Annotated in this window: 16 protein-coding genes and 1 tRNA gene; 11 read left to right on the top strand and 6 right to left on the bottom strand. The window is 23.9% G+C overall.

Annotation, left to right across the window (positions count from 1 at the left end; genetic code table 4):
- Window positions 1–282 precede the first annotated feature (282 nt).
- The 5 genes from whiA (at window position 283) to rplT (ending at window position 3,626) form a co-directional block, all read left to right on the top strand.
- On the top strand, window positions 283–1,137 hold the full coding sequence (gene whiA / locus JXZ92_RS00085; protein ID WP_205851692.1) for a DNA-binding protein WhiA: 855 nt from the start codon (window positions 283–285) through the stop codon (window positions 1,135–1,137).
- Window positions 1,138–1,324: 187 nt separating this feature from the next.
- Complete coding sequence (locus JXZ92_RS00080; RefSeq protein WP_205851690.1) at window positions 1,325–2,188, top strand: hypothetical protein; 864 nt, start codon at window positions 1,325–1,327, stop codon at window positions 2,186–2,188.
- A 150-nt stretch (window positions 2,189–2,338) separates the two neighbouring features.
- Complete coding sequence (gene infC, locus JXZ92_RS00075; RefSeq protein WP_205851689.1) at window positions 2,339–3,025, top strand: translation initiation factor IF-3; 687 nt, start codon at window positions 2,339–2,341, stop codon at window positions 3,023–3,025.
- Between the two features lies 1 nt (window position 3,026).
- Window positions 3,027–3,215 (top strand): 50S ribosomal protein L35, encoded by a 189-nt coding sequence (gene rpmI / locus JXZ92_RS00070; protein ID WP_174892773.1) that lies wholly within the window; start codon window positions 3,027–3,029, stop codon window positions 3,213–3,215.
- A 60-nt stretch (window positions 3,216–3,275) separates the two neighbouring features.
- On the top strand, window positions 3,276–3,626 hold the full coding sequence (gene rplT, locus JXZ92_RS00065) for a 50S ribosomal protein L20 (RefSeq protein ID WP_205851686.1): 351 nt from the start codon (window positions 3,276–3,278) through the stop codon (window positions 3,624–3,626).
- An 88-nt stretch (window positions 3,627–3,714) separates the two neighbouring features.
- Here rplT and JXZ92_RS00060 read toward each other — a convergent pair.
- A tRNA-Trp gene (locus JXZ92_RS00060) sits at window positions 3,715–3,788 on the bottom strand.
- 223 nt (window positions 3,789–4,011) lie between these two features.
- On the opposite strand from JXZ92_RS00060, the gene metK reads away from it, so the two are divergent.
- Together metK and JXZ92_RS00050 are read left to right on the top strand one after the other, a co-directional pair.
- A complete protein-coding gene (gene metK / locus JXZ92_RS00055) occupies window positions 4,012–5,148 on the top strand; it encodes a methionine adenosyltransferase (protein WP_205851684.1) in 1,137 nt (378 codons plus the stop codon).
- Between the two features lie 45 nt (window positions 5,149–5,193).
- Window positions 5,194–5,559, top strand: coding sequence for a hypothetical protein (locus JXZ92_RS00050; protein WP_205851682.1), 366 nt, complete (start codon window positions 5,194–5,196; stop codon window positions 5,557–5,559).
- A gap of 130 nt (window positions 5,560–5,689) precedes the next feature.
- Here the strand turns inward: JXZ92_RS00050 and JXZ92_RS00045 are convergent, their stop codons facing one another.
- Together JXZ92_RS00045 and JXZ92_RS00040 are read right to left on the bottom strand one after the other, a co-directional pair.
- On the bottom strand, window positions 5,690–6,790 hold the full coding sequence (locus JXZ92_RS00045; RefSeq protein WP_205851680.1) for a DUF3137 domain-containing protein: 1,101 nt from the start codon (window positions 6,788–6,790) through the stop codon (window positions 5,690–5,692).
- A gap of 57 nt (window positions 6,791–6,847) precedes the next feature.
- A complete protein-coding gene (locus tag JXZ92_RS00040) occupies window positions 6,848–7,540 on the bottom strand; it encodes a pseudouridine synthase (RefSeq protein WP_205851679.1) in 693 nt (230 codons plus the stop codon).
- A gap of 115 nt (window positions 7,541–7,655) precedes the next feature.
- Here JXZ92_RS00040 and JXZ92_RS00035 point away from each other — a divergent pair, with 115 nt between their 5' ends.
- The 4 genes from JXZ92_RS00035 to JXZ92_RS03995 all read left to right on the top strand — a co-directional run bounded on the left by JXZ92_RS00035 (window position 7,656) and on the right by JXZ92_RS03995 (window position 13,499).
- Complete coding sequence (locus JXZ92_RS00035; RefSeq protein WP_205851678.1) at window positions 7,656–8,096, top strand: RpiB/LacA/LacB family sugar-phosphate isomerase; 441 nt, start codon at window positions 7,656–7,658, stop codon at window positions 8,094–8,096.
- Between the two features lie 2 nt (window positions 8,097–8,098).
- Window positions 8,099–8,347, top strand: coding sequence for a DUF2188 domain-containing protein (locus JXZ92_RS04000; RefSeq protein ID WP_205851676.1), 249 nt, complete (start codon window positions 8,099–8,101; stop codon window positions 8,345–8,347).
- 205 nt (window positions 8,348–8,552) lie between these two features.
- A complete protein-coding gene (locus JXZ92_RS00025) occupies window positions 8,553–9,896 on the top strand; it encodes a phospholipase D-like domain-containing protein (protein ID WP_205851674.1) in 1,344 nt (447 codons plus the stop codon).
- 15 nt (window positions 9,897–9,911) lie between these two features.
- The gene (locus tag JXZ92_RS03995) at window positions 9,912–13,499 is read left to right on the top strand and encodes a DEAD/DEAH box helicase family protein (RefSeq protein WP_205851672.1); all 3,588 of its coding nucleotides are present in this window, start codon (window positions 9,912–9,914) and stop codon (window positions 13,497–13,499) included.
- A gap of 34 nt (window positions 13,500–13,533) precedes the next feature.
- On the opposite strand, the gene JXZ92_RS00015 is transcribed toward JXZ92_RS03995, so the two are convergent.
- From JXZ92_RS00015 to JXZ92_RS00005, 3 genes are read right to left on the bottom strand one after another with little or no spacing between them, the layout of a single operon-like run.
- Window positions 13,534–14,457: a site-specific integrase gene (locus JXZ92_RS00015; RefSeq protein WP_205851670.1), complete on the bottom strand. Its 924-nt coding sequence runs from the start codon at window positions 14,455–14,457 to the stop codon at window positions 13,534–13,536.
- A gap of 49 nt (window positions 14,458–14,506) precedes the next feature.
- The gene (gene thiI, locus JXZ92_RS00010) at window positions 14,507–15,661 is read right to left on the bottom strand and encodes a tRNA uracil 4-sulfurtransferase ThiI (RefSeq protein WP_205851668.1); all 1,155 of its coding nucleotides are present in this window, start codon (window positions 15,659–15,661) and stop codon (window positions 14,507–14,509) included.
- 14 nt (window positions 15,662–15,675) lie between these two features.
- Window positions 15,676–17,211, bottom strand: coding sequence for a hypothetical protein (locus JXZ92_RS00005; RefSeq protein WP_205851666.1), 1,536 nt, complete (start codon window positions 17,209–17,211; stop codon window positions 15,676–15,678).
- Window positions 17,212–17,408: the final 197 nt, after the last annotated feature.

Here is a 17,408-nt window from a genome sequence, read left to right as displayed (position 1 = left end):
AAAATTAAATTTGTTTTTTATAAATAATGTGAATAAAAAACGACCTTACCATGTCGATTGTTTATTTTCTTATTATTTTCAAAATTAAAAAGTTTTTTTACAACATATTTAATACAAATTTTATTCTTAATTTACTATATTTTTGCATTATTTTTAAAAATATAAATCTTACAATTTAATTTTACATTAAAAAAACAATATTTTGTCATTATTTATTAATTTACTTTAAATTAAATTTATTTTTCTTTTTAAAAAAACTAAATATTATAAAATAAAAACACAATGGAAAAATATAAAAGCTCATTTTCCTGAACAATAAAAAAGGAAATAATAAACAACATAACTAAAACAAAAGAAATAAAATCATTTTTATATGGTTTGTATTTTTCTAACGCAATAGAAAAAGATGATTTTCAAATCATAACAATAAAAAATAACTATATTTTAAATAAAGTTATATCAAGGTTAAATAAATTAAAAATTAGCGTTTACAAAATATTAAAAAATAAAATCTATATTTCTAACCAAGAATACAAAAAAATAATCGATAAAAATTGAGAAGAAAAGTTAACAAGTTTTTTTGCTGGTGTTTTTTGCGGTGGCGGGAGCATTTCTGATAAAAATTCAACTTCTTATCATTTAGAAATTTCAACTCATTCTATCCAAAATACCGAAATGATCATTAAAAAATTAAATAAATATGATTTTAATTTTCAAGTATTAAAACGTAGAAATAGATTTTTAGCCTACACTAAAAAAATTGATGAATTATTAGATTTTTTATCTGCTATAGGTGCAAAAAAATCATGATTTGAATTACAAAATTTAAAAATAACCAGAGATATTGAAAATGTTTCAAACAGAATAAATAATATAGATATTTCTAACCTTCAAAAAATTGCTAATAGCTCCATAAAACACATAGAGAATATCAACTATATCTTCGAAAATAACTTGATAAATATGTTTAATGATGACCAATTAGTTTTCTTTAGAATCAAATTAGAAAACTCATGAATTTCAATGAATGAAATGGTTAAAAAATTGGAGCAAGAGCATAATATAGTAATAACTAAAAGCGGTTTAAATCATTGATTAAGAAAATTAAATAATATAGTATTAGATCATAAAAAATAAATAATTTTTATGATCTAATTTTTTATTAGTAATGAAAATCTTTATTAAAAAACAAAAAATTGCATTTTACTTAATTAAAAACTTTTATTTTTTGTTTTTTATACTTTAAAGTATTATTTTTTAAATTTACGACCTTCCTTTTTTTTAATATAATTTTCAAAAATAAAAATAAACAAGGAGAAAGTAAATGAATAAAGTTAAAAAATATTTTATTTTTATAGGTTCAACTATATTTTCATCATATTCTTTAATTAGCGTCATTTCGTGTTCAAATCAAAATGAAAAAAAAGAAGAAAATAACTCGAATAAAGAAAAAAATAAAATATCAAATAATCAAAGCGACATAAATCATAATCTATCAGAAACTAACAAAACAAATAAAAATGAAGAAACAATTAATAAAAATATCAAAAAAAGTACAAAAGAAATTCTTGAAAAAGATATCAAAATAGAAAAAAATGATAAAAAAAATACAAAACAAAATAACGATAAAACTATAGATAATCAAAATAGCGCATTAGATAGAAATAATACAAATAATAAAGATAGTAAAACAATTAAGACTAATCCAATGCAAAATAATAATGAAAATATACAATCTAAATCAACTGAAGAAAATAAAAATCAAAATAATATATTAAAAAACAATTCTTCAGAGCAAAATAAAGTTCAAGACAAAAAACTCGATTCTCAAAGCAAACAAAAACAAGAGATTGAAGATCATCGAAATATAAAAAAAGAAAATAAAGATGAAATTCAAGAGAATGAGCAAGTCCAACCAGAAGAAAAACCAATTGATGAAGAAATTTTAAAAGAGTGCGAAGAATATAAAAAATCAAATGATATAAAATTTTTAAAAGAAAAAATAAAAAATTTAATAGAAAAATTTAAAAAATTAAAAGTTGAAGAAAACGACACATACAAAAAAGCTTTAATTTCATATCATTTGGATTTATTACCAATGCTTTTAAACTCATTTGAAATAGATAATGTAAAATCTGGTTTAATCGACGGAACAAAAGATATTTGAAGATTAAAAAATGAAAATTAAAAATACCTTAATTCTATTTAAATAATTAAAATTAGAATTTTATTTTTTATATAATATGATAAAATAAATAAGCAATATAAAAATTTAATTGCAGAAAGTAGAATCACTTCTCACCTGATGGACTATATCCTTGGGTTTTGCTACAATTAAATGTATCTATTTGATACATTTTTGGCGAGAGCGAATGAAACTTTTTTACTTATTATTTTAAGGAGAATTATTATTATTCAAGACAAAAGAAAAAAACCAAAATCTAACCACTATGTAAACAGAGACATTCCATATTCTAGAGTTTTCTTAATTGATAGTGAAGGTAACAAAGTTGGTGTTATGTCAACTTCTGAAGCTATTGAAAGAGCTAAAAACCAAAAAATGGATTTAGTTTTAATTAGCGTTGAACCTAAACCAATTGCTCGTATTTTAGACTACGGTAAATTTAAATACGATCGAAAGAAAAAACAAAAAGAGCTTAAAGAAAAACAAACCAATATACAAAATCGTGAGATTCGTTTGACTCCTATGATTGGAGAAAACGACTTATTAACAAAAAGTAAAAAGGCAACAGAATTTTTACTTAAAGGTGATAGAATTAAAGTTTCTGTTAAATTAAGAGGTCGTGAATTAGGGCGTAAAGATCTTGGTATAAATGTTTTAGATAGATTTTATTCAAAGGTTGAGGCGATTGCAGATAAAACAACCGAGCCAAAATTAGTGAATGAAAGATTTTTAGATATGAATCTCCAACCAAATAAAACTAAAATCGCTAAATATTTAAAAGAAAAGAATCAAGTTTCTGATGAAAATTCATCAAATAGCGATTCTAAAGAAGGAGAATAAAATGCCAAAAATGAAAACTAAAAGCGCTTTAAAAAAGCGTATTAAAGTTACAGGAACAGGTAAAGTTCTTAGAGAACAAGCATACCGTTCACACTTAGCACAAAATAAAACCACAAAACAAAAGCGTCAATCTCGTAAAGCTACACTTATGTCAAAAAGTGACTTAAAAAGATTTAAAGCAATGTTTTAATCTTGTTAATTTATTTTGTAAAAATTTATTTAGTTACATAAATTAGAAAGGAAATATATTATGGCAAGAGTTAAAGGTGGTACAGTTACAAGAGCAAGACGTAAAAAATGATTAAAATTAGCTAAAGGATACTTTGGACACAAATCAATCGGTTACAAAGTTGCTAAACAAGCAGTTGTTAAATCATGAACATACGCATTTAGAGATCGTAAACAAGTTAAAAGAAATTTCCGTAAATTATGAATAGCTCGTATTAATGCAGCTACAAGAGCTGAAGGTTTAAGTTATTCAAGATTTATTAACGGTTTAAAAAGAGCAAACGTTACAATTAACCGTAAAATGCTTTCAGAATTAGCTATTAACGAACCAAAAACATTTTCAATGTTAATTAAAATCTCTAAGGAAGCTTAGATAATAGCAAAAATCAAGTATTTGTTACTTGATTTTTTTATATAAAAAAATCAAACTATATAAATAAGTTTGATACAAATTACATTTTTGGCAGGGGTTAAAGGAATCGAACCCTTACTTTTGGTTTTGGAGACCATAGCACTACCATTATACTAAACCCCCTCGTAATAATATAATTATAACATTAAAATTTCTAATTAATATTATTTATGTTATAATATATGAACTTTAACGTAAGCATATAGAGAATGGTTCAGACTGTGATATAAACCATTACCAACCTACAATTATAGCAAGGTGGTCAGTCAGAAGTTAATTCATAATTAACTTAACATGCGACAATTCCTAATGCTTCTAAATAATATATAAAAAGGAAGTAAAAAAAATGAGAAAACTATTTACAAGTGAATCTGTTGGACGTGGTCATCCTGATAAAGTATGTGATCAAATTTCAGATTCAATTTTAGATGCATATTTAATGCGGGACCCTAAAGCTAAAGTAGCAATCGAAACTATGGCAAGTGGTCACAATATTTTTATTGCTGGTGAAGTTAATTCACAAGCAGAAGTAGATGTTATTGAAATTGCTAAAAATATTTTAAAAACATTTGATTATTATACAAGCGAGACAAGCTTTATAACTGACATAAAAAAACAAAGTCCGGATATATCGCAAGGTGTAGAATTATCAAATGATGAAATCGGAGCGGGAGACCAAGGTATTATGTTCGGTTTTGCAACTGATGAAACTAAAGAATTTATGCCTTTAGCAATAACTCTTGCACACAAATTAGTAAAAAGAGCTGAAGAATTAAGAGTAAGTGGTGATTTTAAATGAGCTAGAGCTGATATGAAATCTCAAGTTACGCTAGATTATACTGATCCTAAAAAAACAACAGTTGATACTATATTAATTAGCATACAACACTCAGCTAATTTTGTTGAAAATGAATTTAAAGATTTTATAAAAAATAATATTATCAAACCTGTTTTAGAAGAGTATAAACTTGAATTACCTGAGAAAATTTTAATCAACCCTACTGGTAAATTTGTTATAGGTGGTCCAATTGGTGATACTGGTTCAACTGGTAGAAAAATTATTGTAGATACTTATGGAGGAGCATCAAGACATGGTGGCGGAGCCTTCAGTGGTAAAGATGCAACAAAAGTTGATCGTAGCGCAGCTTATGCAGCTCGTTGAATCGCTAAAAATATAGTTGCGGCTAAATTAGCCAAAAAAATCGAATTACAAATAGCATATTCGATCGGTGTATCTCAACCTGTTTCAGTAATGGTAGAAACTTTTGGAACAGAAACAGTTAAAAAAGAAATTATTGAAAAAATAATTATGGAATCGTTTGATTTAAGCCCTAAAGGAATAATAGAATCTCTAAATTTAAGACATCCAATTTATGCTAAAACTTCTTATTTCGGACATTTTGGTAGAGATGATTTGGATTTACCATGAGAAAAAACAAATAAAGTAGATCAAATATTAAAATTATTAAAAAAATATCAGTAAAAAGAGTAAAATTAATTTATATTAAAACATTTTTAAGGAGAAATCATGAATAGAGAATGCAACAAAAGAGCATGTCGTGAAGCTAGTGCTTCAAACACAATGGAAACACGCGAAGAGAAAGTATATGAGCCAGTTGGCGGAGTTCGTTGTGAAGATGAAGGAATAGCAAACAAAATAGCTAACCAATTACTAGAAGATAAAAAACATGAAGTCATCGAACAAACTAGAGTTGGTTACCAAGAAAAAGAAGTAGACACAAAAGAAGAGAACTTAGTTCAAGAACAAGAAGAAATAATATTGCAACAAAATACAAGTGAACAAGTTTATCAAGAAATTCAACAAAAAGAAACTCGTGTTTACGATCTACTAGACGTTTTAGCAGAATATAAAGATTTTCTTCAAAAATTCTAAAAATAATTTATTAATATAGTATAATATCTTTGAGCCGACATCGAGAGAAATTTAATTTCCTTGTGTCAAATAAGCCTTCTTAAGAAGGTTTTTTTATTTAAAAAATCCAAACTATATTTGGATTTTTGTTTTATTTGTCTAAATAAATTGGTATATAAATTATCGATAATATTCAATATAAAGTATATGTATCATATAAAAAGTCATTATACATTGAATTTAAAATTTTATTTTTATTTATAGATGAAATAATATCTAACTCCATAAAATTCATAGGTACAGAATACTCAAAATAAATTGAATCACCTGTTGAAGTTACATACATAGAATTAACTATAGAACCATGGACATCCTCCACCCTTTTAACTGATAACTCCATTGAAAGTGGTGTATACATTTGTCTAGCTTTTAGTTCATCATCTGCTACTAACCTTATTTTCTTGTTAAATTCTTTATTTTCTAATTTTATTGGTTTCTTACTAAACAATCCCCCTTTAAATAAAGTAAATTCGAAACCTCTATCGCCCAAGTTTCTTGTATCAATTTTTAAAACGCCTCTTTCGAAATATCTTCTTGAAACTACTTGACCTTTTGAATTTCTAACTATTTGAAGATAAAGAACATTCATAAATGATGCAGGATATCTATTATCAATTAATAAATATTTTTGTTTAGACTTTTTAACAATTCTAGCATCATTTGGAACACCAAAATTAAAAGTAATAATTTCTTCACTATCAAGCGAACTATCTAATATTTCCTTTTTACTAAATTGTTTGGTATCTAAAAAAAATTCTACATTTGCCTTTGTAGATAAATAATTAATTCCATTATTTACCTTTTTGAATGATTTATTGTATATTTTTTCAACGTCAATTGAATTCCTTATTTTAGAGATTATCATGTTTAAGGTTTTTTTATATTTTCAAAATATAACAATGCCAACAAACATTAATATAAAACTTAAGATTAGAAAAACTAAAAAGACAATAAAATTAGTACTTTTTCCATTTTGAAAACCAATTACAAAAAGCAACAAAACACCAAGTAAAAACGAAAATGTAGAAAGTATGAAAAGTATTATTGATATTTTTCTGTTTTTTCTCATTTTATTTATTGATGATTCGTCCGAAAACGCTTCTTCAATTGCGCTTTTAAAAATAGGATAAACTGTTTGATCTGTTATAGACTTATAAGAATTAAAATTCATATAATCTTCAACTATTTTCATAAAACTCCTTTATTAAATATGTTATTATATTTAAATTATATTATATTAAATAATCATTTATATTATTTGATCTCTTTTTATTTCTATATATTCACCTTTTTTTAGATCTTTTGGTAAATTTAAATTAGCAAATTTAACTCTTTTTAAATAAATAACTTCTAAACCAAACTTCAAAAACATCCTCTTTACTTGATGAAATTTACCTTCGTTTATAGATAAAAAACACTCATTATTATTTAAAATTTCTAATGTAGAAGGTTTAGTAATATTTTTTTCGCCTATATCAAATCCTTTTTCAAATATTTTTATTAGACTGTTATCTAGGTTGCCGTTCAATCTTACAAAATATTTTTTTATAACGTGTTTTTTAGGCGCTAAAAGTTCGTGAGTTAATTCCCCATCATTTGTAATTAACAAAAGACCTTCGGTATCTTTGTCTAACCTACCAACCGTATGAATTCCTTTGTAACTTAAATATCTAGAATCTATTAAATCAAATACAGTTTTATTTATTTTATCTATGTTTGCACACACATATCCTGAAGATTTATTTAAAAGTAAATAAATAAATTGTTCTTGTTTTTTTATAATGTGATTATCAATTTTAACAACATCATCAAAATGAATTTGCTCTGATTTTTTTATTACTATGTCATTAACTTTTATTCTTCTATTTGATATAAATTTCTTTATTTCTCTTCTAGAATAACTTGTATTTTCTGATAAAAATTTTTCAACTCTAATTTTCATTTCTAACTTATTTTATTTAAAAATGGAAAAAAATAAAATAATTTATTAATAATTTAAAAGATTAATTTAGTATAATTAAAAAGATTAATTGATTTAAAATATAAAAGGAGCAAATATGAGTAAAAAAGTAGTAGCCTTAGCTTCTGATCATGCAGGTTTCGAACTTAAAGAAGAACTTAAAAAATATGTTAGATCTTTGGGTTATGATACAGTAGATCTAGGTCCGGACAACGGAGTTAATAAAGTTAGTTACGCAACTCAAGGAAATGAATTAGCTGAATATATTAACTCTCGTAAACCTGATTTTGGAATTGGAGTATGTGGTACAGGACTCGGAATTTCATATGCTTTAAACAGACATAAACATATAAGAGCTGCTAGAATTACTTCAGTTGAAGATGCTCACTTAGCAAAACAACATAATAATGCAAATGTTCTAGTGTTTGGTGGTAGACAACTAAAAACTGAAGATGCAATTAAAATGATTGATGAATATTTAAAAACAGATTTCGAAGGTGGAAGACACATCGAAAGAATAGAGGAGTTAGATAAATAAAAATGGCTAAAGAAACAAAAACAAGCGAAACAGCAAAAAAAGAATTAAAACCAGTTTGACACATTACATTAGATAGAGAAAAGGGTAAATGAAGAGTATATAGAGAAGGCGCTGAAAAAGCAACTATAACTTTCGATACCCAAAAAGAAGCTATACCATACGCTAGAGACCTAGCTAAAAAATACAATGGAACATATTACATTCATGGAGAAAACGGTAGAATTCGTGATGGAAAAGGATATAAGAAATAAACTATACCAATAAACTAATTAATAGTTTATTTTTTTATATAATATAAATATGATATGAAAGTTAAATTTATATAGATTATTAATAATATTTTCTCAATTTATTTTCATAAGCTGTTTTTTTGTTGGTATTTCTTTCTTAATTTATAACATAAACTCAAATTATGTTCATTTATTCATTTGAACAAACTATTTATTAAATGTAGTAATGGTACTTGTTATAGCATTTCAAAAAAGAAATTCTCAAATTAAGCTCTCATGACTATTTTTAATGATAATATTACCTATTTTTAGTGTAGCTATATTTTTTACTTTAGGAAAAATCAAACCAAATAAAAACGAATTAAAAGTAATTGAAGAAGATAGTTATAACTTAAATAAAATAGATCAGATAGATAAAATTAAAAGTAATAACTCCATCTTAAATCAATTAAAAAATATAACCGATAATACCCTTTTTAATGCTGATTATAAATTTTATGAAGAAGGTTATAGATTTTATGATTCTTTAGAAAAAAATATAAAAAACGCAAAAAAAAGCATTTTAATAATTACTTATATAATTAAAAAAAGTGAAATTTCAAGAGAATTTATAGATTTAATTAAATCAAAAGCGAAAGAAGGGTTAGAAATTAAGTGATTAATTGATGATTTTGGCGCTTTTCCAAAGTTAAAGAAAGAATTAAAAAAACTTAATAAAGTTGGCGTTAAAGTACATTTTATAGCAAAAATATATTACCCTTTCATAACTCACAAGTCTTTTTATAGAAATCATCAAAAATTCATAATAATAGATTCTAAAAAAGTTTTTTCTGGAGGAAATAATATATCAGATGAATATGCATCATTATCTCCAAAATACGGGCATTGAATTGACTTAAATTACAAAATAACCGGAGAATACGTTAACGCTTACAACATTCATTTTATTAAATTTTGAGAAATAGTGACAAGAGAAAAATTAGATATTAATAATTATATACATAAATTTAACAAGGAACAAAAAGGACAAAATGAATCTATTTTAATTTTTGATTCTCCATCATGTGACTATTCTAATGCAGAAAGAGTTTGGATAAAACTTTTTAGTCAGGCCAAAAAATCTATTAAGATTGCTACACCATATTTTTCAATAACAGAAGCAATGTTTAAAGAAATTGTTTTAGCACTTAAAAACAACATTGATGTTACCATTTTTTTTCCTGGATTACCAGATAAAAAACTTGTTTATAAGGTTGGTTTATGACAGATTAAACAATTAGTGGAATTGGGTATGAAAGTTAAAATATATAACGATCACTTTTTACACTCAAAATCAGGGGTTATCGACGACGAAATAGCATGAGTAGGCACAAGTAATTTAGATGCAAGAAGCATGTTTTCACAATATGAAACAATGGATATAATTTCAGGACCATCTGTAAAAAGCATTATTTATATTTTTAACGAATATAAAAAAAATTCGACAGATATACAAAATAATCATGAATTAATGAAAAAAGGGACCATTTTTGAAAGATTTTTTTTCATATGAACATCACCTACAATTTAGAAAGATGAGGAAAAAATGAATGACAATGACAATTTGAATATAATTGGATTTAATTCAGAAAAAGAATTAGAAGAGGCAATAATAAAACAGCTTGAATACAATTATAGGGTAGACAAAAATACAGAATCATTAAATCAAACTTCTAACCAATATACTAAGACAATTTACAATAAAACCGAACAAGATTTAAAACAAAACTGGTGTAATATTCTTAATAGTATAAATAAAAATTACTTAAATGGATATAATTTAACAATTAAACACATTGATAGAATTCTAGAAGAATTACATGATAAGAAATTAACAGAAATAACAAACGGAATATTAAAATACGGTTCATTGCCTCCAATTGATTATTTTAAAGATGAAGGAAATAATAAAAAATATTCTTTAGTTTTATTTAAAAATGGTGGTAATAATCAAAAAATAATAGGAAATAATGATAGTGTAGGAAATTTCTTAAATACTAAAGATCCAATTTATCAAATTGCAAGACAAATTAAGTTTGAAGATATTGACGGAATAATACCGGATATAATGTTATTAATTAACGGAATTCCAGTTTTACTAATTGAATTAAAACTAAGAAGTTCTAATATAAAAGACGCAGTCCAACAAATCAAAAATTACAAAAAACGTATATCTAATTTTAATTCAATAAAGAAAAAAATGACAATGCTTAATTTTGTTCAAATACTTTCTGTTATGTCGGAAAATAAAATGTTTTATACCCCAAACCAAACTGATGAAAAAAATATTCCAGATAATTTTATTAATGATTGATTATATTTTACAACCTGAAATTCTAAGGATAAAGAAAATAAACCAGTTCATAAGTGGCATGAAGTAGTTAAATATTTTTTTAACATTCCAACCATACATGATATGGTATCTAAATATACAGTTGAAAACTTAGAAAATGACAAACTATTCTTACTCAGAAGTTACCAATACCACGCAATTCATAATATTTTAGAAAGAATGGATAAATCATACCGAAATAATGATGACGAAAATAAAATAGGTTACGTTTGACATGCAACAGGTTCTGGTAAAACACTAACAAGTTTCAAATTAGCTCAACTTTTAAAACAAAAGTATAATAACAAAAAAATTTTCATGGTTGTCGATAGAATAGCATTATCTAGCCAAACTAACGATGAATACAAAAAATTTTCAAATAATTCATTAGATATCGAAATAGTATCAACAAAAAATACTAATAAACTAAAAAGAGAAGTAAAAGGTAAAAACGATTTCAACTCTTATCAGTTTATTAATAATCAAAAAATAATAATAACCACAATACAAAAAATTAAAAAGATGTACGAAAGCGAAAAAGACTCGGTAATAGAAAGTAATAAAGCAAAAAGTAAAGATTTCATTTTTATATTTGATGAGGCACATAGATCTACTGATGGTATACAGTTTGAAAGTTTCAAAGAAATGTTTCCAAACTCTAAATTTATCGGATTTACTGGTACACCCATAATTAATGATGACGTTAACAATAATTTTGAAAAACAAACTACTAACGATATTTTTGGTAGTTTAATACATAGTTATACAATTAAGGATGGAATAAAAGATAAGAAGGTTTTACCATTTAGAATATTTGTTGATTATCCTAAATATCTAGTCAAACTCTTTACAAATACATCTAATATTCTAGATATACAAAAAAATAAAACCAAAGAATATGATTTACAATCACTTTATCATGAATACAAACAATTAATCGAGAAAAACGAATCAGGGTTAGATGACCTTGAAGAAATTGAAAAAAGCAAAAAAATAATAGAAGATAAATATAACATTAAATTTAAAAATTATAATGATGTAGATGCAGATGAATATGATATATTAATTAATACTAATAATCATAATATGGAAAAATCATTAAAAATAGAAAAAGAATTATATGAAAATAATTTTTATAACAATAAAGCTTATAAAAATTGAATAGTAGAAGAATTAATTAAAAAAACAATACAAAATAAACAAAATCATGGTGGTTTATATAGTTCGCTTTTTGCAGTAGAAAGTAAAGATGATGCTATAGAATACTATAATATATTCGAAGAAAAACTAAAAGAATTTAAATGTAAAATTAACTTTACTTTACTATTTGATTTTAGTGAACCCAACACAGAAAAAGGTGTTATTGAAAGAAGCGAATTTTACGATAAATTATTGAAAAATTATAATAAAATGTTCAATACAAATTTTAAAATAGACCAAATAAAAGACAAGTATAAAGAAGATATTTTAAAAAGATTGAAACAAGAAGGTATAAATTATCAAGTAAGATCTAAAGATGATTATTCTAAAAAATTAGATTTATTAATTGTTGTTGATCAATTATTGACCGGTTATGATTCAAAATACATAGACACAATTTATTTTGACAAAAACATAAACCAAGACTACTTACTTATACAAGCAATCTCTAGAACTAATAGAGTTTTATTACAAACCCAAAAAGAAAAAGAAATATGAAGACCTAAAGAGTATGGTAAAATAAGATTTTTCCGACAAGGTGCAAATATGAAATTTCTTTTAGAAAAAGCTTTTAAAAAGTATGCAAATCAAAATAGCGGCGATGAGAGTAATATATGATTTTTAGAGTTAAAACCTAATATAATAAAAGAGCAAATCGAAATAAACTTTATTAAAATAAATGAAATTAGTAAAAAAATCGGCTTTAAAAATGATTATAACAGAATTCCAACACGATTAAATGAAGCTATTCAAGAATATATGCAAACAAAAAAAGAAACTCAAATAATAAAGGAAGCTAAAAACTTCAAAAATTATGCTGATATATTATTAAAAACATGAATTAAATTTAGTAATCTTGATATTGAAGATAAAAACAAAATTATTAACGATATTAAAAATATTTTTAATTTGGATGACACAAGTAAAATTTTAAGAAGAATTGACACGATAAGAAGTAGAGCAAAAGAAATTAGAGATATCCTTAAAATAACTGACACATCTAATGATTATGATTATTATGATATTTATAATGTAACTAATGATTATTTTTTAGAAAGTCCTAGTGAATCATTTTTCTCAGAAAAACCGGACGAAACATATGATTACGAACTTCTGGAGCAAAAAATATCAAAAAATGAGAATGATGAAAAAAATAAAATCGAAGATATTGATTATTTTTTATCTAAATATAATTATAACGACCAAGATTATATAAAATCAAATATAGATGTATATAGTTTTAAAAATACATACGAACTTCAAAATGTTGTTTCACAAAAACTTAATGAAAGAGCTCAAAGCGAAATAAACGAAAAATATAATTCATTTTCTAGGGCTACTGGGTTAAGTATTGAACAAATAGCAAGTTTAATAAGCGATTATAATAATGCCGATGACGGTAACAAACTTTTAAAATTAAATGATATTTATAATGCGATAAATGAAAATTTAAAGGATGATAGTGATATATTAAATGAATATTATAGTTTTTGCGAACTTAACTTTAAAAAAGACGTTAGAGGTGGTAATAAATATAAAATTTCAGGTATTAACTCTAAAAAATGTATTAAAAGTTTTTTAGAAACAATTATAAAAAAGTAACTTAACGTTACTTTTTTAGTGGGTTTTAAAAAAATTAATAAAGATTAGATATTGATCTCATAACTAAATCAATATCTTTATTTTCTAATTCACTAATAACATGTAAGTAAACTCTTTCAGTTGTATTCATACTAGCATGACCCAATCGTTTTGCTACTGAGGCTACCGAAACTCCAGCATATAATAATATAGAAGCGTGAGTGTGTCTAAGTCCATGAACCGTAATTACTGGTACATCAGCACTTTTACAACGTCGCTCTAAAATATTATTTATTGTTGAATTAAATATTTTTCCACTTTTTTTAATAAAAATAGGTTTATCACTTGGCAGATTTTTAATCATAAAAGCAAATTGTGAAGTCGTCAATCAATCTAATTGAATTTTACGAATAGAACTTTTATTTTTAGTTGGTGCAAAGCCTTTAGATTCTTTATAATTTCAAGTTTTATTTATGTTTAATAATTGTTTATTTAAATCAAAATCAGCTGGAGTTAATGCTAAAGCTTCTGAAAACCTTAACCCTGTTTTTGCAATAAGTAAAATTAATCAATCATAGTTAATAGAACCTTGTATTTTTAGTTTTTTTATTAAAGATTGTAATTCAAATTGACTTAAAAATTTTATTTTCTTTTTTCTCTCCGGAATACCTTTAATTACTGCTTTTCGTGTTGGGTCATTACTTAGATAACCTTCGTCAAAAGCATCTAACAAACACGCTTTTAAGTGATGATGAAAATCCATGGTTGTTTGTCTTTCATGATATAAAGCGTATTCATTTAGTATTTTTTGATATTCTAATCTATTTAAATCTTCCATTTTTAAATTTGGCGAAATTCTATTAACTCACTTTAATGTTAGTTCATATTTTCTGTAACTTATATTAGTTATTGAACCTTTCTTATACACAATAATTCAATTTTTAAAATATTCAGAAAATGTAAGATCAGTTTTTTTCATTTTTCCTCCTTTAACCCACTTGAGAGAAAAAATTTAAATAAACCAAGTGCTAGCTTGGTTTATTTAAATTAATAGAAATTTTAATATGTTCAATTTTAGATTCTAATAATTCTGATTCTAAAGCAGGAATTTGACTAAGTTCTTGTTCTAATTTTAAAGCTACTCCTATTTTAGGTTTAGTAACTGGTTCCTTAGGAGCAAACAACTCACATGTCTCATTAGCTTTTATTATTGAAATATCATGTGTTTTTATCAACCTGGCAATTTTAATAATTTCGTTCTTATCAAATGTTAATAATGGTCTCAAAATCGGTAAAGAACTCTCGCTACCAATTGTATACATTGATTCTAAAGTTTGAGATGCTACTTGTCCTAAATTATCTCCATTTGAAATTGCTAAAATATTATATTTTTTAGCAATTTGCTCAGCAATACGATAGAAGCTACGACGCATTAAAGTTATTTTATAAGATTCATTAGAAACAAAAGAAATATAATTCATTAAAAACGAATAATCAGCAATTAATAAATTGGAGGTCACTTGATAATTTGATAAAGTTTTAACTAAAGTATTTATCTTGTCGATTGTTCTTTGATCAGTTTGTGGTGGTGTCATAAAAGTTAAAAAATCTACTTTTAAACCTCTTTTCATTAATTCAAAAGCAGCTACAGGAGAATCAAATCCACCTGAAATTAAGTGTAACACTTTTCCTGACACTCCTACTGGTAATCCCCCTAAAGCTTCGATATAGTTAGAAAAAATATATGTTTGTTCTTTTCTAACTTCAACATAAAAAATTTGATCTGGATTGTGAACGTCTACTTTTAAACTTGTATTTTTTAGAACATGAGTACCTAAAATATTATTTATATTAGATGAATTAAATTCAAAACCCTTAAAATTACGTCTTGCTTCAATTTTAAAAGTTTTAGAATCTTTTTTAACCAATTTTAAAATTTCGTCTTTAAAATTATCAATATTATTTTCGGTAACTATAACTGGAGAGTAAGAACTTATCCCGAATACAAATTGCAATCTTTCTAAGGCTAATTCACTATAATCTAAATACATTCTATCAAACTCAACTTTAGGTTTTTGACCAACTATATGTATAATATTATTTGATAATTGATTTATAAACGTCTTTCTATTTTTCTTTTTTAAAACTAATTCTCCATATCTAATTAAAATTTTTTTATACATTTTTCTCCTCTTTTTTATTGTGTTAAAATGAATTTTTTCATTATTTTATAAGCGGCTTTATAGTCTGAATTTTTAATGTTATTTTCTGCACTTAACAAAAAACTTTTTAATACTTGAATTTTATCATTATATTTTTTATTATCAATAACATATTCTATTATTTTCTCGTACATTTGTTTATATTCAATGTTTTCACCAATAAAAATAATTAACTTTTCAATATTAATTATTCAGTCATTCAATTTATTTTTGTCTGTTTGTACTTGAATATTTTTATATAAATTTTCTAAGTTATCTGTAATTGCTAATGTATTATTGTTTTTAGGCAAAAACTTATGTTGAATCACAATATAATATAAATTTTCTATGTTACTTAATTCGTCCCTAATATCGCATGTACTATTTTTTTTATTTTCTAACAAAATTAAATAAACATTTCTTTCTAATTCTTTAAATGAATTTATTAAATCTTCTAAACTAGATAAATAATAACTATTATCTATTTCTTTTGTGAATATTTTTAATTTTTCATAATAAAAACTTAATTCATCTTTAATTCTTTTTTTAGACTCAAGATTTAATTTGGAAATTTCCCTGCTTTTAGACTCTATTAAATTAAAAATATAGTTAATTATAGATTCATTATTTTTCTTTTTAAAATTGTCAATGATGGATTTAAATTTAAATTCTAAAAACACATTACTCAAATAAAAATATAAACTTCTTATTTTTTCTATTAATAGTTTGGTATTAAAATTATTATCAACTCAAATTTCTTTTATTTCCCTAAGATGTTTTTCAATAACTTTATTTTGTTCACTACTAAATACATTTTGTGATTTTATAAAAGTTAATAACGGACCAAAAAGCATATATTCTATAGCTAAATGATTATTTTCTAATTTAAATAATTCTAAAAGATGTTTTTCTTTTTCGCTTGCAATTGTAAACAAATCATTTATATTAGAATTGGTTTTTTTATCAAGTATAGCTTTTGTTTCACGTTTAAGATTTAAAACTTCTTTAAAAATATAATTAACAGTTTTAAATTCTAAATTAGCAAAAGATTCTAATCGTTTTATCAAATATTCACAAACTTGAATTATTCTAGATACAGATTCATCAATATTTTCGTATGTTTTTTGAAAATCAGTAGTTATATTCTTAGCCTTTAATTGATTAATTTTAAATTTTTTTAATTTTTTTTTAAGCGTAATATTTACTTTAAATAATTCTTTGGTTTTCCTATCCCTAATATAATTATTTGAACTTTCTAAATTAACTCTCAAAATACTTGAATATTTAGTTAAAGTATTATAATAAACATTTAATTCACTATACATTTTTTCATATGTATTGTTATTTTTTGATAATAGTTTTAATCTAGTTAAATTCGTTTCATTTTCATACATAGATCTGCTAATCTCATCTGTTATTTTTCGATTTCTTTTTGAACTTACTTCAATATAAATTGATTTTATAAAAAAAATAGTAACTATAATTAAAAATATCAATAATATACTAAATAAAGTAAATAAAATATATGCCATTCTTTTTTTATTTCTCCTATTTTACGCTATTAAATTATAAATTATATTTTTGAATTTAATAGAATAAAAAAATGCCCTTCTGGGCTTATTCTTTGAAAACTGAATAGTAATTAATAATTTATTAAAATGTCTTAAATACATCTTAACTTCTAAACCTATCAATTTATTAGTAATGGTCAGCTAAATGTATTACTACA

The organism is Mycoplasma sp. CSL10137, from assembly GCF_017116845.1.
Taxonomy (GTDB): Bacteria; Bacillota_I; Bacilli_A; order Mycoplasmatales; family Metamycoplasmataceae; genus Mycoplasmopsis.
This window is presented reverse-complemented; position numbering and strand designations above follow the sequence as displayed.